This window comes from Microbispora sp. H10836, from assembly GCF_012999525.1.
Classification (GTDB): Bacteria; Actinomycetota; Actinomycetes; order Streptosporangiales; family Streptosporangiaceae; genus Microbispora.
The window spans coordinates 159,564-181,159 of record NZ_JABBWU010000006.1; the positions used below are offsets into that span (position 1 = coordinate 159,564).

Annotated in this window: 18 protein-coding genes and 1 pseudogene; 11 read left to right on the forward strand and 8 right to left on the reverse strand. The window is 70.3% G+C overall.

Annotated features, from left to right (window positions below):
* Window positions 1-154: 154 nt before the first annotated feature.
* From HHX30_RS13920 to HHX30_RS13930, 3 genes are all read right to left on the reverse strand, one after another.
* Window positions 155-2,971: an immunoglobulin-like domain-containing protein gene (locus tag HHX30_RS13920; protein WP_169982337.1), complete on the reverse strand. Its 2,817-nt coding sequence runs from the start codon at window positions 2,969-2,971 to the stop codon at window positions 155-157.
* 1,004 nt (window positions 2,972-3,975) lie between these two features.
* A complete protein-coding gene (locus HHX30_RS13925; RefSeq protein WP_169982338.1) occupies window positions 3,976-5,385 on the reverse strand; it encodes a S28 family serine protease in 1,410 nt (469 codons plus the stop codon).
* Window positions 5,386-6,102: 717 nt separating this feature from the next.
* Window positions 6,103-7,146: an LLM class flavin-dependent oxidoreductase gene (locus tag HHX30_RS13930; RefSeq protein ID WP_169982339.1), complete on the reverse strand. Its 1,044-nt coding sequence runs from the start codon at window positions 7,144-7,146 to the stop codon at window positions 6,103-6,105.
* Window positions 7,147-7,235: 89 nt separating this feature from the next.
* Between HHX30_RS13930 and HHX30_RS13935 the strand changes: the two genes are divergently transcribed.
* Genes HHX30_RS13935 through HHX30_RS13950 form a run of 4 tightly spaced genes read left to right on the forward strand, consistent with a single transcriptional unit; the run spans window position 7,236 to window position 9,454 of the window.
* Entirely contained in the window at window positions 7,236-8,015 is a 780-nt protein-coding gene (locus HHX30_RS13935) for an HAD-IIA family hydrolase (RefSeq protein WP_169982340.1), read from the forward strand.
* 41 nt (window positions 8,016-8,056) lie between these two features.
* Complete coding sequence (locus tag HHX30_RS13940) at window positions 8,057-8,692, forward strand: hypothetical protein (RefSeq protein WP_169982341.1); 636 nt, start codon at window positions 8,057-8,059, stop codon at window positions 8,690-8,692.
* A gap of 19 nt (window positions 8,693-8,711) precedes the next feature.
* Window positions 8,712-8,954, forward strand: coding sequence for a hypothetical protein (locus HHX30_RS13945; protein ID WP_169982342.1), 243 nt, complete (start codon window positions 8,712-8,714; stop codon window positions 8,952-8,954).
* Window positions 8,951-9,454 carry an SRPBCC family protein gene (locus HHX30_RS13950; protein WP_211591987.1) on the forward strand — a complete coding sequence of 168 codons (504 nt, stop codon included), beginning with the start codon at window positions 8,951-8,953 and terminating at the stop codon, window positions 9,452-9,454. Before HHX30_RS13945 ends, HHX30_RS13950 begins: the two co-directional genes overlap by 4 nt.
* 10 nt (window positions 9,455-9,464) lie before the next feature.
* Here HHX30_RS13950 and HHX30_RS13955 read toward each other — a convergent pair whose 3' ends face one another.
* Entirely contained in the window at window positions 9,465-11,312 is a 1,848-nt protein-coding gene (locus HHX30_RS13955; protein WP_169982343.1) for a hypothetical protein, read from the reverse strand.
* 223 nt (window positions 11,313-11,535) lie between these two features.
* Window positions 11,536-11,958: an alternative ribosome rescue aminoacyl-tRNA hydrolase ArfB gene (gene arfB, locus HHX30_RS13960; RefSeq protein WP_169982344.1), complete on the reverse strand. Its 423-nt coding sequence runs from the start codon at window positions 11,956-11,958 to the stop codon at window positions 11,536-11,538.
* A 151-nt stretch (window positions 11,959-12,109) separates the two neighbouring features.
* Between arfB and HHX30_RS13965 the strand changes: the two genes are divergently transcribed.
* From HHX30_RS13965 to HHX30_RS13975, 3 genes and pseudogenes are all read left to right on the forward strand, one after another.
* Entirely contained in the window at window positions 12,110-12,943 is an 834-nt protein-coding gene (locus HHX30_RS13965) for a hypothetical protein (RefSeq protein WP_169982345.1), read from the forward strand.
* Window positions 12,944-12,973: 30 nt separating this feature from the next.
* Window positions 12,974-13,552, forward strand: coding sequence for an HAD-IA family hydrolase (locus HHX30_RS13970; protein ID WP_169982346.1), 579 nt, complete (start codon window positions 12,974-12,976; stop codon window positions 13,550-13,552).
* Window positions 13,553-13,778: 226 nt separating this feature from the next.
* A pseudogene (locus HHX30_RS13975) lies at window positions 13,779-13,967 on the forward strand (PhoD-like phosphatase N-terminal domain-containing protein); the annotation flags it as partial.
* A gap of 132 nt (window positions 13,968-14,099) precedes the next feature.
* Here the strand turns inward: HHX30_RS13975 and HHX30_RS13980 are convergent.
* The 3 genes from HHX30_RS13980 to HHX30_RS13990 form a co-directional block, all read right to left on the reverse strand.
* Window positions 14,100-14,537 (reverse strand): GntR family transcriptional regulator, encoded by a 438-nt coding sequence (locus HHX30_RS13980; protein ID WP_169982347.1) that lies wholly within the window; start codon window positions 14,535-14,537, stop codon window positions 14,100-14,102.
* Window positions 14,534-15,409, reverse strand: coding sequence for a hypothetical protein (locus HHX30_RS13985; protein WP_169982348.1), 876 nt, complete (start codon window positions 15,407-15,409; stop codon window positions 14,534-14,536). The genes HHX30_RS13980 and HHX30_RS13985 overlap by 4 nt, the downstream gene beginning before the upstream one ends.
* A gap of 128 nt (window positions 15,410-15,537) precedes the next feature.
* The gene (locus tag HHX30_RS13990; RefSeq protein WP_169982349.1) at window positions 15,538-16,251 is read right to left on the reverse strand and encodes an FG-GAP repeat protein; all 714 of its coding nucleotides are present in this window, start codon (window positions 16,249-16,251) and stop codon (window positions 15,538-15,540) included.
* 193 nt (window positions 16,252-16,444) lie between these two features.
* Between HHX30_RS13990 and lon the strand changes: the two genes are divergently transcribed.
* From lon to HHX30_RS14010, 4 genes are all read left to right on the forward strand, one after another.
* Window positions 16,445-18,805 (forward strand): endopeptidase La, encoded by a 2,361-nt coding sequence (gene lon / locus HHX30_RS13995; RefSeq protein WP_169982350.1) that lies wholly within the window; start codon window positions 16,445-16,447, stop codon window positions 18,803-18,805.
* Between the two features lie 266 nt (window positions 18,806-19,071).
* Window positions 19,072-20,016, forward strand: coding sequence for a methionine ABC transporter ATP-binding protein (locus HHX30_RS14000; RefSeq protein ID WP_169982351.1), 945 nt, complete (start codon window positions 19,072-19,074; stop codon window positions 20,014-20,016).
* The gene (locus HHX30_RS14005) at window positions 20,013-20,669 is read left to right on the forward strand and encodes a methionine ABC transporter permease (RefSeq protein ID WP_169982352.1); all 657 of its coding nucleotides are present in this window, start codon (window positions 20,013-20,015) and stop codon (window positions 20,667-20,669) included. The genes HHX30_RS14000 and HHX30_RS14005 overlap by 4 nt, the downstream gene beginning before the upstream one ends.
* Window positions 20,670-20,690: 21 nt before the next feature.
* Window positions 20,691-21,530, forward strand: a complete 840-nt coding sequence (locus tag HHX30_RS14010) for a MetQ/NlpA family ABC transporter substrate-binding protein (RefSeq protein ID WP_169982353.1) — start codon at window positions 20,691-20,693, stop codon at window positions 21,528-21,530.
* The last annotated feature ends 66 nt before the right edge of the window (window positions 21,531-21,596 follow it).

Genomic DNA, 21,596 nt, shown 5'->3' on the forward strand with positions numbered 1-21,596 from the left:
AGATCGGCAACTGGCCACCTTGGCGGTGACGAGGCGGTTCCACCTGCCCGATGCGCAGTGGGTGGTGCTGGAACCGCCGCCACCTGCGCCGAAACGCTCTATGCCGCTCGTGGCGGGCCGACGAGGATGACCTCGCCGGCCCGCCACCTGCCGGCTACCGCACCGTCAAGTTCTGGTAGTTGGCGGCGTAGGGCTGGTAGGTCGGGTTGCCGGAGTAGGCAACGTGGACCGTGTAGTTCCCGCGCTGCAGATCGGCAGTCTGCAGTGTGACGACGGCCTCGCCGTCCGCCAGTGGCACGACCTGCTCGGTGCCGCCGAAGGTGACGGTGACCTCGCCGGTCGGGGTCGGAGCGTTCTTCTTCTGCCCGCCCGCCGGCCCAACAGTCACGTTCAGCTCGAACGTGTCCCCGCGGACAACCGACGCCGGCGCGGTCTTCGCATGGACCTTGACGGCGTCCGGGCCGGAGGGCACCTCGAACGACGCCGTACCTTCCGACGCCTTCAGGTAGTCGAAGCCGAGGTACTCGGCCTTGACGGTCCGGGTCCCCGCGGGCAGATCCGCCGGCAGCGTGACCGTGGCCGCGCCGTCCTTCACGTGGGCGAGCTTCGACCACGAGCCGATGCTGAACCGCACCTGACCGCCGGTCTCGAACCCGTCGGCTGCCTCGACTGTGGCGGTGGCCGTGGTCGTCTGGGCCCCGCTCGCGTACGGCTCGACAGCCACCTCAGTGGTGGTCGCGACGTCGCTGTTCGGGATCTTGCGGATGTCGTTCCACTCGCGGAGGGTGAGCGGGATCACGGTGCCGTGACGCGGACGGACGACGCCCGCGTTGGTCATCGTGATCGCCTTGGCGTTCCAGGTCGGAGCCTCGATGTTCTCGTGGCACGCGGCCTGGTATCCACCACCGTTCGTGTACCGGTCACCCCAGAGGTAGAACTGGCCGGGGCAGGAGGTGTCACCAGGGTTGGCCTTGAAGATGACCGGCCCCTCGTACCCCTGGTTGGCGACCCACGTCGTGCGCCCCAGAGCCGGAGCCAGCAACGTCCAGTTGTTGATGTTGCTGTCCAGGAAGTCGGTGTGCTTCTCCGAGAAGATGTCCGAGCCCTGGTTGCCGGCCTCGTTCTTGGTCACGCGGTAGTAGTGGTCACCGACCCGGATCGCGGTCGTGTCGATCCGCGACAGCGGGGCCGGGTTCTGCCAGACCTTGGGAGCGGAGAACGTCTGGAAGTCGCGCGTCGTGGTGTACCACATCTGCGCGTTCCCCTGACCGGTGCGGTTCACGGGGTCGTTCCACATCGACTGCGCCCAGAACACGGCGTAGGCGCCGATCTCCTCGACCCACAGCGACTCGGGCGCGAAGGCGTTGCCCGCGTTGTCGGGCGCGACCTTCACGTGCCGCTGAGGAGTCCAGTTCACCAGGTCGTGCGACTCGAACACCTCGATGTACTGGGTGTCGTTGATGGCGTATCCGCCCTGGTCGTACCAGTTCAGGTCGGTGGCGATCATGTAGAACGTGTCGCCGTCGGGTGAGCGGACGATGTGCGGGTCACGAAGGCCCTGGTCGCCCAGCTGGGAGATGAGCGACGGCCGGCCTCCGGTCAGACCGGTCCAGTCCAGAGCGGTGTTTCCGTTGGACGTGGCGAACATGATCTGCTCGCCGTCGGCGAGGTTCTCGCCCTTGAAGTACCCCATGAAGTACCGCTCGTGCTTCTCGGAACGGGGCTTGGCGGTGATGGTCACCGGGAACGACTTCGTCTTCGAGGCCGAACCCTTGGTGATGGTCGCCGTCAGGGTGGCGGTGACATCCGCATGGCCGAAGGCCGGGCGGGTCACCTCACCCGTCGGGGTGACGAGGTCGCTGGTCGACTTCCAGGTGATCGTGGATCCGAACTCGCCGGTGGCAGGAAGGTTGATGTTTCCGCGCACGTCGTCGGTGGCGTACAGGGTCAGGTCGAACGTGTCACGGTCGACCGCCTGCGCGTCGTCGAACTTGGCCTTCACCACAATGGGGATCTCCCGTGTGGTGACCTCTTGGGCGCCCTTGCGGACAGTCGCCGTGAGCGTGGCTGTCGCGTCGGGCTGCCCCTGCGCGGGGCGGGTGATCTTGCCGGTCACCGCGACCTTGCGTGCGCTGGCGACGGCTGGCGGGGTGTAGACCTCGACGACCGACGGGTCCGAACTCGTCCACGTGATGGTCGAGCCCGCCACGGAGCCCACCTTGGGCAGAACGATGTCACGTACGATCGCACTGGTCAGGCCGAGGTCGATGGCGGCGGCGTCGGCGTGAACGCCATTGGAGACGGTCTTTTCCGCCAGGGCGAGTGTCTCGTCGAGGCTCACTGCCCGGTCGTAGACCCGGAAGTCCCGGATCGTTCCGCGGAATGAGTAGTGGCCCGACGTCTGCGAGCGAGCGAGGAAGTTGCAGTTGGTCCCCGCGGCGTTCACCGACGGCGGCGTGGTCAGGTTCGTTGACGTCGCGTGCAGCACGCCGTCGAGGTAAAGCCTGCCGGTCCAGCTCGTACCGTTCGGGTTCTGCGACTGGGTGTAGGTGACGTGCGTCCACGCTCCCTCGGGCATGCGGACCCGGTTCTGCTGGAGGTTCGCCGAACCCACCGCGACGCGGAACCGCTGGGTGTTCGAGGCGAAGATGGAGCCCTGGGCGCCGGTGTCGACGTCGCACGAGCCGGACTTCGCGCCGAAGCCCCACATCTGGTGCTCGCCGACGTTCGCCGGGTCGATCCACACGTCGTAGTCGACGGTGAGGTTCGACATGCCGGCGGTGATGTTCTTCGGCAGCGCCACGTACGCACCGTCGAGGGCGCTCTCGTAGGAGTCGGGGTTGAACCTGACTCCATCGCCGGTCAAGGTCGCCTTCCCCGGATTCACGAGCGTGGCGTTCGCCGCCGAGCCCGCGCTACCCGTGTTGACCAGCGTCGTCCCACCGGTCTCGTCGAGGGCGAAGTGATGCACCAGACCCTCGTTGAGATTCTCCTCGGCAGCGTGCGAGGGCGTCGCTGCTAACGAGACCGAGAGAAGCGCACCCAGGGCCAGGCCCGCGACACCTCTACCCTTGCGACTCAGCCTGTGACGTGACCCTTGCTGTCGCAATCTCAATTGATCCTCCTTGATCCGGTCGCTGTGGGCACGTGGGGCACGGCCCCGTTCGGGGCGGGGCCGACCGCACGCGCGGGTGAGGCGAAGCCCGAAAGGGTGGTCAGCGTGCCGGCGAGGCCCGGCGTGATCAGGCCTCGCTGAGCGCTCGGACGAGACGAGGGCAGCACAGACAAAGGTTCACCTCGCTGTGAGATGTGGGGGGCGGCGTGAACTGGGGGATGGGGCTATATGTCGCAGGTGTCCGGGTCTTGGATGCAGACACTAACCTCCAGCCCCACCGAAAGATAGCGCTAACATGAGTAAACTTTGTCAGTGGACCGATGAAAGCTACGCAGGGCCTGGATAAAGGCCTCTTGTCAGTACTCAGCAGGCACCTCGCGTCCGGACCGCGAAGTACGCCTGGCCCGGGGGGCCTGGGGATGGGATCGCCGGCAACGAGTGGGGCGCTTACCTGCTCGTACGCCAGGTCACCTTGGCCTGGCCGTCCGCTGGGCACGTTTTTGTCAACGACGCTCGGAAACGGCTCTGGCACTGATTCCGTGCGTTGACCCGCCTCAGCGGGCGAGGAGGACGCGTTCGCGCAGGAGGTCGGGGTTGCCCCGGGCGCCAAGGCCGGGGCGATCGTCTGCGGCAGCGTGCGGAGCGGGACGTGTAGCGGCCGTAGCGGACGGTCAGCCCGGGCACCTGCTCGGCGAAAGTCTCCGCGGCGCAGGCGTCGTTGCCGCACCGAAACCGCCGTACCTGCAGGTGGAGCACCGTCTCCTGGTCGCCGGCCGCGCTGTCGCACACCCGCCGCTCACAGCTGCTGTGCACGCGCTGGGAATCGGCCAGGCCTCCGATCCGTCCGTGTCCGGAGGCGCTCAGGTGAGCCGGGCCCACCGCCTGAGGGTGTCCGTGGCCTCGGCGAAGTCGCGAGAGGACAGGCGGCTGATGCTCGCGCCGTGGTTCGCGTGCGGGGCGACGAACACATGGCAGTCCGTCCCCTTCGGCGTGAACCGCTCGGCACTCCAGGGATCCCGCCCGCCGTAGACGAACATCATCCGGCTCGCCTGCCGGGTCACCCAGGCGTCCACGTCCCGCATGGCCCTGCCGTCGAAGCCGGAGCGGAGGGACGCGGGCAGCACCGAGTTCGGCTGGTAGAGCCCCGGATACCGGGTCAGGCCCTTGAGGTGGGCGAAGCTCAGGGACGCCCAGCCGAGCTGGGTGGCCGCCTGGTAGTAGTAGGGCAGGTACGGCTCTAGACCCTGGTCGGTGTACAGCTCCCAGGTCTGGATCTTGTCCACCCATCGGAAGATGGCGGCGTCGGAAGCCTTCTCACCGGGGATGTCCTTGCAGTCCTGCTGCCGGAAGTACTGCCAGAACGTCCAGGCGGAGTCGAGCACGCTCAGCTCGAAGGAGCGGTCGGCCGTGCCGATGGTGCGGCGGAAGGTGAGGCCCTCGCGCCTGGCCATGGCCGTAAGCCGGGGGACCAGGCTCTTGCGACGCTTGAGCGCCTCCCGCTGCACGGTACGCAGGGCGGCCCGGCACGACGACGTGCCCACGGTCGTGAAGAACCGCTCGTAGACGCGGTCGTCGGCGTTGACCGCGTCGTTGGGCGCGACATAGGCCACGACTCCGTCGAGGTCGCCCGGATAGAACCGGTGGTGGTAGACGGCGGTCATGCCGCCCTTGCTGGCCCCGGTGCCGATCCAGGCGCCGCCGTAGACCTGCTTGAGCGCCTCGACGATCGCGTGTTCGTCGCTCGCCTCCTGCCAGATGTCGAGCTTCGCCCAGTCCTTCCGCTTCGGAAGTGAGGCGCCGAAGAAACGGTGCTCGACGGAGAGCTGGTTGGCGTCGAGCGCGTAGGCGGGCTCCTGGAGCCACACCTTCTCCGGCATGAAGTATCCGCTGGTGTAGAGGACCACGGGCCGGTCCACCGACCGGTGCGAAAGGGTGAGCCGTTGCTGGAACGTGCCGCCGCGCGGGTTCCGGTGGTCCACCGGCTGGGTGAAGGTGAGGGTGTAGTCCTTGTAGCCCTTCGCCCGCCCCTTCTTCACCGACACCACCCGGAGACCGGGGACGGCCCTGAGCCGCGCCAGGAGGTCGTCCTCGGCGATCCCGGCCGTGGAAGCCGCGGACTTCGCCAGGACCGTCCCGGCACCGGTCGCCGGGGCGGCCGCCGCGGGGACCGCGACGATGAGGGACGACGCCAGCGCCGCCGAGAACAGCGCCAGGGGTCCCCGCGTCCGCCGGACCGGACTCTTCAGCCGCGCGTACGGGCGACCCGCCATCCCGTTTCCTCCCGTGTCGACGTAGATCCACAACAGTGATCGGGAAGACTCTGGCGTATCGGCATATGTCGGCACAACCGCAAAAGGATCCGGCTCATGGCCGCACCTGGCGGCGCTGTACGTGCTCACGGAGACCGCGACGGAGGAGTTCAACGGTTCGAGGCGGCCGGCAGTGAGATCGAGACTTCCGCACGAGAGGCGATCGCCGAAGACTTCTGATTCGTGGCGTCGGCATACGGGTTGCCGGAGGCGGACGCGGAGGAGTTGACCGGCCTCCCCAAGTAGAAATAAGTGACGACCGGGCACGCTTCGGCGCCTTCAGGTCAAACTCCAACCGGTAGTCATCGGTTCGCCTCACGAGGCGGCTGGCGAATCGGCGCCCCCCTCTAATGGTGGCGGCGAGCCATTCGCACGTTGATGGAGATGGGCGGCTGCTGCATGTAGGCGGAGGTCCTCCCGTTCAGCCGGAAGCATGATAACCGGGAGCAATTGGTTGGCAACTCGCCGTAGGAAAAGGCGCGGGGGCTCGATGAGCCCCCGCGTTCTTGACGTGCAGGGGTGTCAGCAGGCAACCGGGTAGGCGACAGCGCGGCGATGACCGTACCGGAGCGGACCTCCCGCTTCAGCTGACCGATCTCCGTCTGCTTGAGCGACGTGTCTTCACAGCAGATCAGGGCCTGGATCAACGCACGCTGAGGGCATGACCGGCAGGATCGACTAGATCATTCCGTACGCCTGGGCGATCAGCTCGTAGGAGCGCAGGCGTGTCGCGCCGCCGTGGACCTGCGTGGTGATCATCAGCTCGTCGGCCCCGGTGCGCTTGCGCAGCTCCTCCAGCCCGGCCCGCACGGTCTGCGGATCGCCGTGCACCACGGTCGACAGCCGTTCGCGGACGAACTCCCGCTCCATAGGGGTGTACGGGTACGCCTCCGCCTCCTCCGGGGTGGGGGTGCGGCCGGGCCTGCCGTGCCGCAGGCGCAGCCACGACAGCGCGCCCGGCATGGTCTGGCGCAGCGCCTCCTCCTCGGTGTCGGCCGCGACGGCCGCCACGCCGATCAGCGCGTACGGCCGGTCGAGCACCGCCGAGGGCCGGAACGAGGAGCGGTAGAGGTCGAGCGCGGGCTCGGTGTTGGCGGCGCTGAAGTGGTGGGCGAAGGCGAACGGCAGCCCGAGCAGCCCGGCCAGCCTGGCGCTGAACCCGCTGGAGCCGAGCAGCCAGATCGGCGGCCGGTCGTCACCGCGCGGCACCGCCCGGATCTTCTCGTACGGGTGGCCGGGCGGGAAGGCGCCGTCGAGGAAGCCGGTCAGCTCGGCCACCTGCTGGGGAAACTCGTCCGGGTCCACCTCGGCCGAGCGGCGCAGGGCGTTCGCCGTCGCCATGTCGGTGCCGGGGGCGCGGCCGAGGCCGAGGTCGATCCGGCCGGGGTGCAGGGCGTGCAGCGTGCCGAACTGCTCGGCGATCACCAGCGGGGCGTGGTTGGGCAGCATCACGCCGCCGGAACCGATCCGGATCGACCGGGTCGCCGCCGCGAGGTGCGCGATGAGCACGGCCGGGGAGGAGCTGGCCACTCCGGGCATGCCGTGGTGCTCGGCGACCCAGATGCGGTGGTAGCCCCACTCTTCGGCCCGCCGGGCCAGTCCGGTGGCGTCGCGCAGCGCCTCGCCGGGGGTCGAGCCCTCCCCGACGGTCGCGAGCTCCAGGATCGACAGTGGCACCTCGGCCGTCCCGCGCGGCACCCCACGGATGTTGTCATCGCTCATGCTCGGCCCAACCTGAGGTCGGATCCGGATATTTCCGGATGCGGCGCGTGATGTGCTTCACCCCTCCGCCACCTGCCATGCTTGGACGCATGAGCGAGCGTAAGCCCATCGAGTCGTGGTTGTCCGATATGGACGGGGTGCTGGTCCACGAGGGCCAGCCGGTGCCGGGTGCCGACGAGTTCATCAGGCGGCTGAAGGAGTCGGGGAAGCGGTTCCTCGTCCTCACCAACAACTCGATCTACACCGCCCGTGACCTGTCCGTACGGCTGCGCGCGGCCGGGCTGGACGTGCCGCCCGAGTCGATCTGGACCTCGGCGCTGGCCACGGCCAAGTTCCTCGCCGACCAGCGGCCCGAGGGCTCGGCGTACGTGATCGGCGAGGCGGGGCTGACCACGGCCCTGCACGAGGTCGGCTACGTGCTGACCGACCTCGACCCTGACTACGTCGTGCTGGGCGAGACCCGCACCTACAGCTTCACGTCGATAACGCGGGCGATCCGGCTGATCGACAACGGTGCCCGATTCATCGCGACCAACCCCGACCCCATCGGCCCCTCGACGGAGGGCTCGCTGCCGGCCTGCGGCGCGGTGGCCGCGATGATCACCAAGGCGACCGGGGTGGAGCCGTACTTCGTCGGGAAGCCGAACCCGATGATGATGCGCAGCGCGCTCAACCAGATCGACGCGCACAGCGAGACCACCGCCATGATCGGCGACCGCATGGACACCGACGTGGTCTGCGGCATCGAGGCCGGCCTGCACACGATCCTCGTGCTCACCGGCGTCACCCAGAAGGACCAGATCGACCGGTATCCGTTCCGGCCCACCCAGGTGGTCAACTCCGTGGCCGACCTCATCGACCTGGTCTGAACCTGCCGGAGCCTGTCAGGTATGGCTGCCAGTCTGGTGGAATGAACCACCGCGTCTATTTCGAAATCGGGGCCAAGAAGGTCTTCGCCTGCTCGGTCGACTGGCCCGGCTGGTGCAGGAGCGCCAAGACCGAGGAGGCCGCGCTCGACGCCCTCGCGGAATACGCGCCGCGCTACCGGGTGATCGCCGAGCGGGCCGGGCTGGACTTCGCGCCGGGGGACCCGGCCGTCGTCGAGCGCGTGAAGGGCGACAGCACGACGGACTTCGGCGCGATCTCCGCCGTCCCGGACTTCGACCGGGAGCCGGTGGACGCGCCGGAGGCCGCGCGTACGGCCGCCCTCGCCCGCGCGGCGTGGGCGGTGTTCGCCGAGGTGGCCGCCGCGTCCCCCGAGGAATTGCGCAAGGGCCCGAGGGGCGGGGGCAGGGACCGGGACAAGATGGTCGCCCACGTCGTGGAGGCCGAGCGCGCGTACGCCCGGAAGATCGGCGTGCGGCACAAGCGCTTCACGGACGAGGCCGGCCTGGCCGCCCTGCGCGCGGACATCACGCGGGTGCTCTCGCAGCCTTCGGACGCATTTCCTCCCGGCGGCGAGGGATGGCCGGTCCGGTACGCCGCCCGCCGTGTCATCTGGCACGTGGCCGACCACATCTGGGAGATGGAGGACCGGCGAATGTGAATATTGGTAACTTGGTAACATGGTAACAGTCGAGCGTTCGCAGACCGGTCTGCGCATCGAGCGCAACACGTTGAAGGTGCTCAAGGGCCTGGCCGAATACCTGGACATGTCCCTCGGCGACCTGGTCGAGGGGATCGTCCTGCACGCCTTCGAGGGCAAGGCGCCGTTCGGGCCGGAGACCCTCGCGAAGATCGGGCAGCTCAAGGAGGTCTACGGCCTGACGCTCACCGCGGCAGACGCGCACCGGCTGGAGGAGAGGTGAGCGCCGGGCCGCGGCGTCGCCGCCTGACCGGCCGGCTGCGGGTCGCGCTCCCGCCCGCCGAGGCGTTCCGGCTGTTCACCCCGTACGGCGAACGGGACTGGGTGGAGGGATGGGAGCCGCTGTTCCCCGAGGCGGCTGAGGACGACACCGCGCCCGGGACGGTGTTCCAGACCCATGCGGACGGTGCGAACACCACGTGGATCGTCCTGCGCCGCGAGCCCGGCCGGTCGGTCTCCTACGCCCGCGTTCGCGAGGGGGCCCACGCGGGGACCGTCGGCGTGACGCTCGCGCCCGTCCCGCAGGGCCACAGCGACGTGACGGTCACCTACGACCTCACCCCGCTGACCGCCGCGGCGGAGGCCGAACTGGCCGGATTCGCGGCCGGGTACCCCGCGTTCCTGCGCTCCTGGGAGGACGCCATCGCCGCCCATCTCGCGCGGGCGGCGGGCGCTCTCCCCGGAGACGGAGCCTCCGGGGAGAGCGGCCGCCGTCGCGACTAGCCGCGCCGGCCTACGGGATCCAGGGATTGACTCCGTACAACACCCGGTTCTTCACCCCTTCCCCTTCGGTGATCGACCACAGGATCGGAGGCTGGGCCGGACCCCCGGATCGGTGCCAGTAGAGCTCCTGCACCCCCCTGGCCGCGAAGTGCGCCACCGGCTGCCCGCCCGGGACGGCTTCGTACCGCCGGCCCAGGGTGGCCGTCCTGTTGTTGCTCATCGTGAACTGGTAGAGGCCGTTCCACGAGATGCCGCCCTGCGTCCAGGGGGTCGGCTGCGTGTACGCCGCGGTCGCGCGTGCCCTGTTGTCCGTGCCGTACGCGAGGCAACCGCGGTCACATGCGCTGGTGTCGGGCGCCATCCTGTACCGCGCGACGCGGCCTGTCGGGGCCGCCGCCTGCGGCGTGGCCGGCCTGCAGGTGGGCGTGGGCTGACGGGGGTCGCACCATTCACCGGTGAGCACGCTCGGCGGACTCGTGCTGCGGTCGAGACCGAGATATCCGAAGCACGGCGGGCTGCTCATCGATGCGCACCGCACGCCGGTGACCTGCGGCCGCCATATGCCTCGCAGGGGCAGGATGTACCGGTATCCCTGCGAATAGTAGGTGCCGTTGTGAAGGCCGATGGGCCTTCCGGTGTTGGTGATGTCGCTGACGGCGCTCAATCCCAGATCGAAGAGGTCGCGCAGGTCGAAGACGAGAATCCCGTTGTTCTCCGGATGTTCCCTGTTGTCGTCGGCGATGAGCAGATATTGGTGATACCAGACCACTCCGCCGGCGTGGATCCGCATGGGATCGAAGGAGACGGGGCCGCTCGCGTCCTTGAACGGATTCACCAGAAGGACGTGCTGGTAGTGGTTGAACGGCCCGACACCCACTTCGTTCAGGAAGGTCACACGCGACGCGTTGTTGGCGGGCCCGTGCCATGAGAAGACGAACGCCTGCGCGGTGTCCTCATAGGCCGTTCCCTGCGCGGTCGAGTCCCAGGTGCCGCTGATCCCCTGCGGCGTCCACATGCCTGTGGCGTCGTCGGGGGCCAGGCAGAACCAGTCGACGACGTTGCGGACCCGCTCACCCTGGGGAGTGACCAGTGCCCCGCTGTCCTGCATCGGGGCAGGGCATCTCCGGTTGGCGAAGGGGCCGCCCGGCAGGGAGCCGGCCAGCAGTTCCGACACCTTCGTGTAGCTGTAGCCAGGCGGCGAAAACTGGAGATCCTGGCGAAGTTGCCGGATGAGGTCGCCGTACGTGTTCCCCTGCGCGTTGCGGTCGTTCCAGCTCAGGGTGTAGTCGCCGGTGCCCGTGGTGCGCATCGGGACCGGGGTCGGGACCGGTTGAGCCCCCACCACCGGGTCCGCGGGCGGGTTCGCGGGCGGGTCCACGGCCGGATCCGTGGCGGAGTCCGCCGCCGGGCCCGCCGCCGCGTCCGTGGCGGTCCCCGCCGCCGGGTCGCGGACGACCTGCGTGTCCCGTGACCTGTTGTCCACGCTGTGAACGCCGTTCAGGCTGGTCCACGGAGCCGTCTTCGCGTCCGCGGCCTGCCAGTTGTAGGGCAGCGCCCGGGTGTCCGTGCCGGCCTTCTGGAGCGGTGCCAGGATCTGCGTGAGATCGCGCAGCGCGTGTTGCCGCTGCGCGTTCTTCTGGTGCGAATACTGCCGCTGCCTCTTCTTGTTCTTGTTCCTGTTCCCCCCGCCATGCGAAGTGCCGCCGGGCCCGCCGTACGGCGGCGCGGGAGAGAAAGCGGCGGTGCCGCCGGAATCCACTGCCACGGCGGCCGTGGCGGCGCCGTCGAGCAGGGGGGAGATGACGGTCAACGCGGCACCTATCGCGAAGGCTCTGACGAAGTCGCTGACTGTGGGCAATTGCACCCCTTTAATCAATTCTCGCCAGACTGCCCGAGTTCTTCCTGGTGGCGAGAATGTCCGCTCTGCAATCCGTGGACGGATCGATGTACGCCGAATTTCCTCGGCGGCCGGAGCGGCAAACGAACCTCGGCGAGCTCTTATCCCACCGATTGTCGCTTCATTGATGACGCCGTTTGATATGGCCGTTTTCGCCGCCAGGAGCGGTACTCCAGGGCCGGGCTCAGCCCTCGGTGCGGCGCAGGCGCTTGAGGTCGGACCGGTGCTTCTTGGCCGCCAGGCGGCGCTCGACCGCGCCCTTGGACGGCTTGGTCGGGCGGCGCCGCTTCGGCGGCGGCGCGACCGCGTCGCGGAGCAGGGCGGCGAGCCGTTCCCGCGCCGCCTCACGGTTGCGCAGCTGCGAGCGATGTTCCGAGGCCGTAACCGTGATCACGCCGTCCACGAGGCGGGCGGCGAGCCGTTCGGCCGCACGGGCCTTCAACGCCGGACCGAGGGCGGTCGTGCGCGCGAGGTCGAAGCTCAGCTCGACCCGGCTGTCGGTGGTGTTGACGCCCTGGCCGCCGGGGCCCGAGGACCGGGAGAAACGCCAGGCGAGCTCAGCCTCGGGCACGACGACCGAGCCGCGCACGTGCAAGGGGCCTGTCATGACGTTCCTTCCTCGATCGGGATGACCAACCTATCTCCGTGAATATCACCACCGCTCGCCATTTATCACCGTGAACATCGCCTGCGCTTGTCGCGGTCCATCGGGTCGTGCACAGTGACCCACGGTATTCCGGCGAAGGGATGGCGGGAGCATGACCTCGATCGTGGGCGTCCACGGCATCGGCAAGTACCACTACTACGAGGAGGCGGGCCGGTCGGCGGGCGGCGCCGCCGAGGCCATGCGGGCCAAGTGGAACGCCTATCTGCACCAGGGCCTCACGGGGCGCGAGGACGGCACCGGAGAGTACTTCGCCGAGATCGCCTACTACGCCCATCATCTGCACAGCGGGCCGCCGAAGCCGCCCCGGCAGATGGAGGCGCCGGCCAAGCTGGTGCTCGCCGACTGGGCGGCCCAGCTCGGCGGGCCCTTCCGGGACCTGGCGGGGGAGTCTCTCACGGGTATCGCCCACCGGCTGGCCGAGTGGCTGCTGACGAGAATGGGCCCGCAGGCGGTGCGTTTCGCGCAGGACTTCTGCCCGGAGGTGGCCGCCTACCTGGGCGGCGGCGACCCGCGCGTGCGGGCCCGCGACGCGGTGGCCGGCGTCGTGCGCAGGCGCCGTCCCCGGGTGGTCGTCGCCCATTCTCTCGGCAGCGTCGTGGCGTACGAGGCGCTGTGGGCGCATCCCGATCTCTCGGTCGACCTGCTCGTGACGCTGGGCAGCCCGCTCGGCATGCGCGACGTGGTCTTCGAGCGGCTCGCGCCGGTCCCGGTGCGGGGCAGGGGGGCGCGTCCGCCGGGGGTGCGCCGCTGGGTCAACATCGCCGACAAGGACGACATCGCCGCCATCCCGGCCGTGCTGGCGTCGTGCTTCGACGGCGTCGACCGGGACGTCTCCTGCGACATCGACTGGCTCGACTTCCACACCGTGCGCAACTACCTGCGCTGCGGAAGCGCCAACGAGTACCTCAAGACCTACGTGGCCTGACTTCCGAACACCGGTTATGATCGTACGACCATGAAGACTGTGCTTTTCGACTACGGCAACGTCGTGTCGCTTCCCCAGGCCCCCGAGGACGTCGCGCGCATGGCGGGAGGTGATCCGGGGTTCGAGGACCGCTACTGGGAGGTGCGGCTCGACTTCGACCGGGGTTCGCTCGACCCGGCCGCGTACTGGTCCCACGTGTACGGCAGGCCGATGGCCGGTGCCGACCTGGACGCGGTCGTCGCCCTCGACGTGGCGAGCTGGTCGCGGCCCAACGAGGAGACCGTGGCGATCGTCGACGAGCTGGCCGGGGTCGGCGTGCCCATGGCGCTGCTGTCCAACATGCCGGTCTGCGTCGCCGAGGGGATCGACGGGCTGCCGTTCATGCGGCCGATCGGCCCGCGTTTCTACAGCGGCAGGATGGGCCTGGTGAAGCCGGAGCCGGAGATCTTCCACGAGACCGTGGCCTGGCTCGGGGTCGCCCCCGGAGACCTCGTCTTCGTGGACGACCGGCTGGAGAACGTCGCGGCGGCCGAGCGGGCCGGGCTCGCCGCCGTCCACTTCCGCGACGCCGCCGCCCTGCGCGAGGACCTGAAGCCGCTGCTGGGCTGAGCTGTTCGTCAATGCTGTTCATCGGCGGTTCCCGGCGGGGTCACCGGCCTGGGGCCTCGGCGTCGACCAGGGCGATTGCACTGGTCACGTGCAGACGAACGCGTCATCCGTGTCCCGGCGAGTGTTCCTGTCCGCTCTCGCGGCCGGAGCCGGTGGCCTGGCCCTCACCGGCTCCGCGCTGCCCGTCCGCGCGCCCTCGCGTGCTCTCCTGCGGGGGCTCGGCGGCATGCCGTCGCGCCCGGTCGAGGTGAGCTGGCAACTGGCCGCCGACGAACGCTTCGCCACCGTCGTGAAGGCGGGAACGGCGGACGCCCGCCCCGAGGCGGCGCACAGCGTGCACGTCGAGGTGGAAGGGCTGGAACCGGGCCGGGAGTACTTCTACCGCTTCAGGACCGGCGGGCACGTGTCCGCCGCCGGACGCACCACCCACTGGGAGCCCGGGGCCCGCCTCCAGCTCGCAGGCCCCCGAGTTCCGAGATGCGGGTGCGGTTCCGCACGCTCGAGTACATCAGCCGCCGGGGCGCCCCCGCCAGGGTCTCGGCGGAGTTCACGATCCCGTCCGGGCACGCGGCGCTTCAGCCGTAGCCCGGCCGGGCCCGCCGGTGGCGTGCTCGGCCGGGTGGATGGCCGCGGCCGCATCGGACAGGGCGGCGATCGCTTCCTCGGCGGATCCACCAAGGCGGGCCACCTCGGCGAGGTAGGCGCGGGCGTGGCCCCTGATCAGCTCCGCGCGCGCCGTCCGAGGGTCGGATTGCGGCAGGACTCGGGTGCCGCCACCGCGCTTACCGCTCACATATCCGGCCTGCTCCAGCTCCTTGTACGCTCGCGCCACCGTGCCCGCCGCCAGGCCGAGGTCGGCGGCGAGCTGGCGAACCGGAGGGAGCCGGCTGCCGACGGCCAGCACTCCGCACCTGATCAGCTCTGCGAGCTGTGCCCGGATCTGCTCGTACGGCGGTGAGGGGCTGGTGACGTCGACCTCGATCATGATGCCCTGATCGTCGGCCGCGAGAGCAGCTCGGCCAGGTACCAGGTGGCCGAGCCCGCGGCGAAGACCGCGATCCCCAGGAGGCCGAACGCCGCGGGCGCGCTCCAGCCCGCGAAATCGCGCTGCCGGAAGAGAGCTTCCGCGGCGACGACCGCCACACCGGCCAGCGGCAGGGCCACGCAGAGGCCGTAGGCCGCGGTGACCACGCGAGCGGTATGGGCGCGCTGCACGTCGTCCACGGCTCGCGCCGCCGCGTCGAGGCCCGGACGTCCACGCTGCACGACGCGGTGCATCACCAACGCGGAGAGCAGGAACGCGGCCGCGAGCACGGCCAGCATGGGCCACGCGTAGAACCAGCCGGGCCACGGAGTGGTCGCGCTGCGCACCGTGCCGTCGGGGCTGGTCATAGCCAGCGCCCGCCCTGCACGCCCCAGGTCGTCGGCGCTCGCGGTGACGGATGTGACGGACAGCAGCAGGACGGTCACCAGCGTGAGAGCGCCGGCCAGCCGGGTCGAGAATCCGGGCAGGTAGTCACGCGCCCTTCTGATCTCCAGTGACGCACCTCGGATCGGCCCGTGAGGGCGCGGCGCGGAGAGCTCTCCCGCCAACGTGCCCAGAAGCAGGCCGATGCCCAGGACGGGGGCGGCCAGCATCGGCCCCCGGCCGAGGCCGTCCCAGCTCGACACGGACCAGGAGGCCGCGAGGCCCGCCAGCAGCCCGGCAAGCCGCGCCCGGAGGAGCCGTGTCGTGGTCACGCGCAGCACGGACAGGTCGCCGCCGGCCGGCACCGAGACCACGCGACTCAGCGATATCAGTACAGCGAGAAGTCCGGCGACCAGCACCAGCAGCGCCGCGAAGGTAAGGGGGATCACCGGGCCCACACCGACTCCTTTGTATCAACCGCGTGATACAAATCATGCCTCGGTCCGGCCGCTTGTGGCAACTGCTTGATACAAATATCGGACGATGCGCTCTTCTCCGGAGGGCCGGCCTTCCGGTCTCAGCCAAGCGTGTAGCCGAACAGGTCGCTCCGGCCGCCCCTGACGACGGTGCGGGCGGCGCCGGGGACGACCCCGGGGTACGACCCCTTGCGCACCCTGCCCGCGACCAGGGTCAGCTCGCCCGCTCCCGGCGCGCCGACCGGGAGCCGGTCGCCCGTGACCATGACCGACGCGCCGAAGCCGGAGCCCTTGAGCCCCTTGAGCAGCGTGTCGTGACGGCGGGTCAGCCCGCCCTTCCGGGTGCCGGCGATGACCTGGTCGGCGTCCTCCCCGGGCACGCCGATCGTGAGGTCGTCGCGCCCGTCGGCGTCGAAGTCCCCGGCGGCGGGCGCGGCGCCGAAGGCGTCCCACTTCTCGCCGGCGCCCTTCACATCCGGGCTCTCCTGCGTGTACATCCCGGCGTGCCGCCGGAGCGGGTCGAGGATCGTCACCACGCCCGAGCCGTACCGCAGGCCGCCGTCGCCGGGGGCGCCCACGGCGATCTCGCCCCGGCCGTCGCCGTCACCGTCGAGGTCGCCGGCGGCCAGTGCCGCGCCGAACCGGTCGGTGCCGCGCTCGCGGCCGAGGTTCGTGACGTGCCCCCGCACGGCCGCGTACGGCGCGGCCACGGCCAGGAACGAGGGACAGGTCCGTGCGGAGACCGGTGAGGCCGCCATGGCGGGCGGTACGGCGAGCGCGGCCGCCACCAGGGTGGACATGCGTGTGACCCTCATGGCGGGATCGTCTCCGCCCACCCGGACACGCTGCTCATGTGCGTGTGAACCGTCTGCGTCGGGTGCCTGAACTCGCCCCGCCATCAGCGGCGATTACACAATTACGATCGCTCACAGCGAACTGGCGCAGAACAGGGAACAGGATCGGACTCCTGTTAGTTGAGCCGACATAACTCAACCTACTGGAGTGCTGATGTCCCAGATCCTTCCCGTCCTCCCGCTCGACGACGAGGTCGTCCTGCCCGGCATGGTCGTGCCCCTCGATCTGTCGGACTCCGAGGTTCGCGCGGCCATCGACGCGGCGCGCGCGAACGGCGAGAGCACGGTCCTGCTGGTGCCCCGCATAGACGGCCGCTACGGACCCGTGGGGGTGAGCGCGGTCGTGGAACAGGTCGGCAGGCTGCCGGGCGGGGAGCCCGCGGCCGTCGTCCGTGGCGTCGACCGCATGCGCGTCGGCACCGGCACCACCGGCCCCGGCGCAGCCCTGTGGGTCGAGGCGACCGTGCTGGAGCCGGTCGCGGCCGGGCCCAGGGCCGAGGAGCTCGCCAAGGAGTACAAGGCCCTGACCACCACGATCCTGCAGAAGCGGGGCGCGTGGCAGGTCGTCGACGCCGTCAACCAGATCAAGGACCCCGCGGACCTCGCCGACAGCTCGGGGTACGCGCCCTGGCTGACCATCCAGCAGAAGCTGCTGCTGCTGGAGATCGACGACCCGGCCGAGCGTCTCGACAAGCTGGTCGGCTGGGCCCGTGACCACCTCGCGGAGATGGACGTCGCCGAGACCATCCGCAAGGACGTCCAGGAGGGCATGGAGAAGCAGCAGCGCGAGTTCCTGCTCCGCCAGCAGCTCGCGGCCGTCCGCAAGGAGCTCTCCGAGCTCAACGGCGACCCCACGGACGAGGAGGAGGACTACCGCGCCCGCATCGAGGCCGCCGACCTGCCGGAGAAGGTCAGGGAGGCCGCGCTCAAGGAGGTCGGCAAGCTGGAGCGGGCCTCGGACCAGTCGCCCGAGAGCGGCTGGATCCGCACCTGGCTCGACACCGTGCTCGACATGCCGTGGAACGTCCACACGACCGACTCCTACGACATCGCCGGTGCCCGCGCGGTGCTCGACGCCGACCACACCGGCCTGGACGACGTGAAGGACCGCATCGTGGAGTACCTCGCGGTCCGCAAGCGCAGGGCCGACCAGGGCCTCGGCGTGGTCGGCGGCCGCCGCAGCGGCGCGGTCCTCGCGCTGGCCGGGCCTCCCGGAGTCGGCAAGACCTCGCTCGGCGAGTCGGTCGCCCGCGCCATGGGCCGCAAGTTCGTCCGGGTCGCCCTCGGCGGCGTCCGCGACGAGGCGGAGATCCGCGGCCACCGGCGCACGTACGTGGGCGCGCTGCCCGGCCGCGTCGTCCGGGCGATCCGCGAGGCGGGCTCGATGAACCCGGTCGTGCTGCTCGACGAGATCGACAAGGTCGGCGCCGACTACCGGGGCGACCCGACGGCGGCGCTGCTCGAGGTGCTCGACCCGGCGCAGAACCACACGTTCCGCGACCACTACCTGGAGGTCGAGCTCGACCTGAGCGACGTGCTGTTCCTCGCCACGGCCAACGTGCTCGAGCAGGTGCCCGGGCCGCTGCTGGACCGCATGGAGATCGTCACGCTCGACGGCTACACCGAGGACGAGAAGGTCGCCATCGCCCGCGACCACCTGCTCCCGCGCAACCTGGAGAAGGCCGGTCTCACCGCCGACGAGGTGACGGTGGAGGAGGCGGCGCTGCGCCGCCTGGCGGGCGAGTACACCCGCGAGGCCGGCGTCCGCTCCCTGGAGCGCTCGATCGCCCGCATCCTGCGCAAGGTGACGGCGAACGTCGCCCTCGGCGAGGCCGGGCTCCCGGTGACGGTGTCGGCCGACGATCTCGTCTCCTACCTGGGCCGGCCGCGTCACGTGCCCGAGTCGTCCCTGCCGGAGGCGCGCCAGCGTACGGCGGTGCCGGGCGTGGCGACCGGCCTCGCGGTGACCGGCGCGGGGGGTGACGTCCTCTACGTCGAGGCGTCGCTGGCCGACCCGGAGACCGGCGCGACCGGCGTGACCCTGACCGGCCAGCTGGGCGACGTGATGAAGGAGTCGGCGCAGATCGCGCTGTCCTTCCTCCGGTCGCGGGGCGCGGAGCTGGAGCTTCCGGTCGGCTCGCTCAAGGACAGGTCGGTGCACATCCACGTCCCCGCGGGGGCGGTGCCCAAGGACGGCCCGTCGGCCGGTGTCACGATGACCACGGCCCTGGCCTCGCTGCTGTCGGGCCGGCCGGTCCGCGCCGACGTGGCGATGACCGGGGAGGTCTCCCTCACCGGGCGGGTGCTGCCGATCGGCGGGGTGAAGCAGAAGCTGCTCGCCGCCCACCGGGCGGGGATCACGACCGTGCTCATCCCGGCCCGCAACGAGCCCGACCTGGACGACGTGCCGGCCGAGGTGCTGGCCGACCTCACCGTCCACGCGGTGAGCGACGTCCGCGAGGTCCTCGACCTGGCCCTCACCCCGGCGACGGTCGCCCGGCAGGCGGTCGCCTGACCTTTCTCGCACCCGGCCCGCGTCTCCGTCCCGGAGGCGCGGGCCTCTGTGATTGAGGACACATTACCGGTAGGGAATAAGGGATAGCTTTCCCCCGTTGCAGCCGTTCGTGAGCGTATCGAACCTGGTCAACCCGCCAAAGCGAGGGTGTCCCGGGGCCTGAAGGCCCGTCCTCCCACACCCCTCCCACGAAGGCACTCGACGATGACGCTCTCCCCGCTGCCCGATCTGATCCTGCGCCGGATCACGTCTTCGAAGGACAGCAAGTGATCACGGTTACCGGCCTGCGCAAGGCCTACGGCGAGGTCGTCGCGCTTGACGGCGTCGACCTCCACGTCGGCAAGGGCGAGGTCTTCGGCGTGCTCGGACGCAGCGGCGCAGGCAAGAGCACGCTGCTGCGCTGCGTCAACCTGCTCGAACGCCCCGACGAGGGCACGGTGACCGTCGACGGGCGCGAGCTGACCGCCCTCGGCGCGGCCGACCTGCGCCGCGCCCGGCAGCGCATCGGCATGATCCACCAGCACTTCGCGCTGCTGTCGTCGCGCACGGTGGCGGGCAACGTGGCCTTCCCGCTGGAGGTCATGGGCGTCGGCCGGGCCGCCCGGGCCCGGCGCGTCGCGGAGATGCTCGACCTCGTGGGCCTGGCCGACCGCGCCGGGGCCTACCCCGCGCAGCTGTCCGGCGGCCAGAAGCAGCGGGTCGGCATCGCGCGGGCCCTGGCCGCCGAGCCGTCGGTGCTGCTGTCGGACGAGGCCACCTCCGCGCTCGACCCCGCCACGACCCAGTCGATCCTGGCGCTGCTCCGGCGGCTCAACCGGGAGCTGGGGCTGACCATCCTGCTCATCACCCACGAGATGGACGTCATCAAGGCCGTCTGCGACTCGGCGGCGATCATGAGCGATGGGCGGATCGCCGAGGCGGGCCGCATCCCCGACCTGCTCGCCACGCCCGGATCACGCCTGGTCGCCGAGCTGTTCCCGCTGCCGCCCGCCGAGCCCGGCACCGTGACGGTCGCCGTGGCCGCGGACCAGACCCTGCTGTCGCGTCTTACGCGGGCGTACGACGTGGACGTCGCCGTGGTGGGCGGCGCGGTCGAGCAGGTCGCGGGGGCCCCGGCGGGCCGGCTGCGGCTGCGGATCACCGGGGCCGGGGCGGCGGACGCCCTCACCCACCTGCGCGAGCGCGGCCTGCTGCCGGAGGAGGACCGATGACCTGGTCGGAGATGAGCCCCCTGCTGTGGGAGGCGACCGGGCAGACCGCGGTGATGGTGGGCTGGTCCACGCTGTTCACCGTGCTGTTCGGGCTCCCGCTCGGTGTCTGCCTCGCCGGGACGGACCGGGCCGGGCTGTTCCCGGCGCCCGTCGTGCGGCGCGTGCTCGGGCTGGTCGTCAACGTCGGGCGGTCATTGCCCTTCATCGTCCTCATGATCGCGGTCATCCCGGTGACCCGCGTGCTCACCGGCACCACGATCGGAACCGCCGCCGCGGTGGTCCCTCTCACGATCGGCGCGGTGCCCTTCTTCGCCCGGCTGGTCGAGACCGCGCTGCGCGAGGTGGGCCGCGACGTCGTGCAGGCGGCCGAGGCGATGGGGGCGGGCCGGGTGACGATCGTGACACGCGTCCTGCTGCCCGAGGCGCTGCCCGGCCTGGTCGCCGGGCTGACCGTCACCGTGGTCACGCTCATCTCCTACTCCGCGATGGCCGGCGTGATCGGCGGCGGCGGCCTCGGCGACCTCGCCGTCCGCTACGGCTACCAGCGGTTCGAGACCACGCTCATGGTCGTCACCGTGGTCGTCCTGGTCGTCGTGGTGCAGCTCGCGCAGACCGCGGGCGACGCCGTCGCCCGTCGTATCTCCCACCGTTAACCCATGAAGGAGTCCTGTCTCATGCGTAGAACGCTCGGCCTCGTCATCGCCGCCGTGGCCGCGCTCGTGTTGTCCGCCTGCGGGTCCTCGTCCCCGGACACCGCGGCCACTTCCACCTCCGGCACGGCGGCGGCGCAGGCCCCGCTCAAGGTGGGAGTGAGCCCGGTGCCGCACGCGCAGATCCTCAAGTACGTGGCCGACAACCTGGCCGCCGCGAAGGGCCTGAAGCTGGAGATCGTCGAGTTCAGCGACTACGTGCAGCCCAACCTACAGCTCCAGGACGGCCAGCTCGACGCCAACTACTTCCAGCACAAGCCCTACCTGGACGACTTCAACGCCTCCAAGGGCACCAAGCTGAGCTTCGTCGCCCCGGTGCACCTCGAGCCGCTCGGCCTGTACTCCAAGAAGGTCAAGGACCTCGCGTCGCTGCCGCAGGACGGCGCGGTCGCCGTGCCCAACGACGCCACCAACCTCGGCCGGGCGCTCAAGCTGCTCGCCGACAACGGCGTGGTCACGCTGAAGGACGGCGTGGGCACCGCCGCGACCGAGCGCGACGTGACCGGCAACCCGAAGAACCTGACCTTCCGCCCTCTGGAGGCCGCGCAGCTGCCGCGCTCGCTCGACGACGTGGACGCCGCCGTGATCAACGGCAACTACGCGCTGGAGGCGAACCTCAACCCGTCTTCGGACGCGCTGGTGCTGGAGAAGGCCGAGGGCAACCCGTACGCCAACGGCCTGGTGGTCGCCCAGGGACGCGAGAGCGACCCGCGGGTGAAGACGCTGATCGAGCTGCTGACCGGCGCCGACGTGAAGAAGTACATCGAGGACACGTTCAAGGGCTCGGTCATCCCCGCCTCCTGACGCGCCTCCTGAGCGCACATATATGGACGAATCATCCGGTCGCTTGAGCGGATGATTCGTTCGTGC

Excerpts from the sequence above, each read along its gene's own strand:
- HHX30_RS13925 (WP_169982338.1), bottom strand. The coding sequence starts at position 5,385 with ATGGCGGGTCGCCCGTACGCGCGGCTGAAGAGTCCGGTCCGGCGGACG.
- HHX30_RS13930 (WP_169982339.1), bottom strand. The coding sequence starts at position 7,146 with ATGAGCGATGACAACATCCGTGGGGTGCCGCGCGGGACGGCCGAGGTG.
- HHX30_RS13935 (WP_169982340.1), top strand. The coding sequence starts at position 7,236 with ATGAGCGAGCGTAAGCCCATCGAGTCGTGGTTGTCCGATATGGACGGG.
- HHX30_RS13940 (WP_169982341.1), top strand. The coding sequence starts at position 8,057 with ATGAACCACCGCGTCTATTTCGAAATCGGGGCCAAGAAGGTCTTCGCC.
- HHX30_RS13945 (WP_169982342.1), top strand. The coding sequence starts at position 8,712 with ATGGTAACAGTCGAGCGTTCGCAGACCGGTCTGCGCATCGAGCGCAAC.
- arfB (WP_169982344.1), bottom strand. The coding sequence starts at position 11,958 with ATGACAGGCCCCTTGCACGTGCGCGGCTCGGTCGTCGTGCCCGAGGCT.
- HHX30_RS13965 (WP_169982345.1), top strand. The coding sequence starts at position 12,110 with ATGACCTCGATCGTGGGCGTCCACGGCATCGGCAAGTACCACTACTAC.
- HHX30_RS13970 (WP_169982346.1), top strand. The coding sequence starts at position 12,974 with ATGAAGACTGTGCTTTTCGACTACGGCAACGTCGTGTCGCTTCCCCAG.
- HHX30_RS13980 (WP_169982347.1), bottom strand. The coding sequence starts at position 14,537 with ATGATCGAGGTCGACGTCACCAGCCCCTCACCGCCGTACGAGCAGATC.
- HHX30_RS13990 (WP_169982349.1), bottom strand. The coding sequence starts at position 16,251 with ATGAGGGTCACACGCATGTCCACCCTGGTGGCGGCCGCGCTCGCCGTA.
- lon (WP_169982350.1), top strand. The coding sequence starts at position 16,445 with ATGTCCCAGATCCTTCCCGTCCTCCCGCTCGACGACGAGGTCGTCCTG.
- HHX30_RS14005 (WP_169982352.1), top strand. The coding sequence starts at position 20,013 with ATGACCTGGTCGGAGATGAGCCCCCTGCTGTGGGAGGCGACCGGGCAG.
- HHX30_RS14010 (WP_169982353.1), top strand. The coding sequence starts at position 20,691 with ATGCGTAGAACGCTCGGCCTCGTCATCGCCGCCGTGGCCGCGCTCGTG.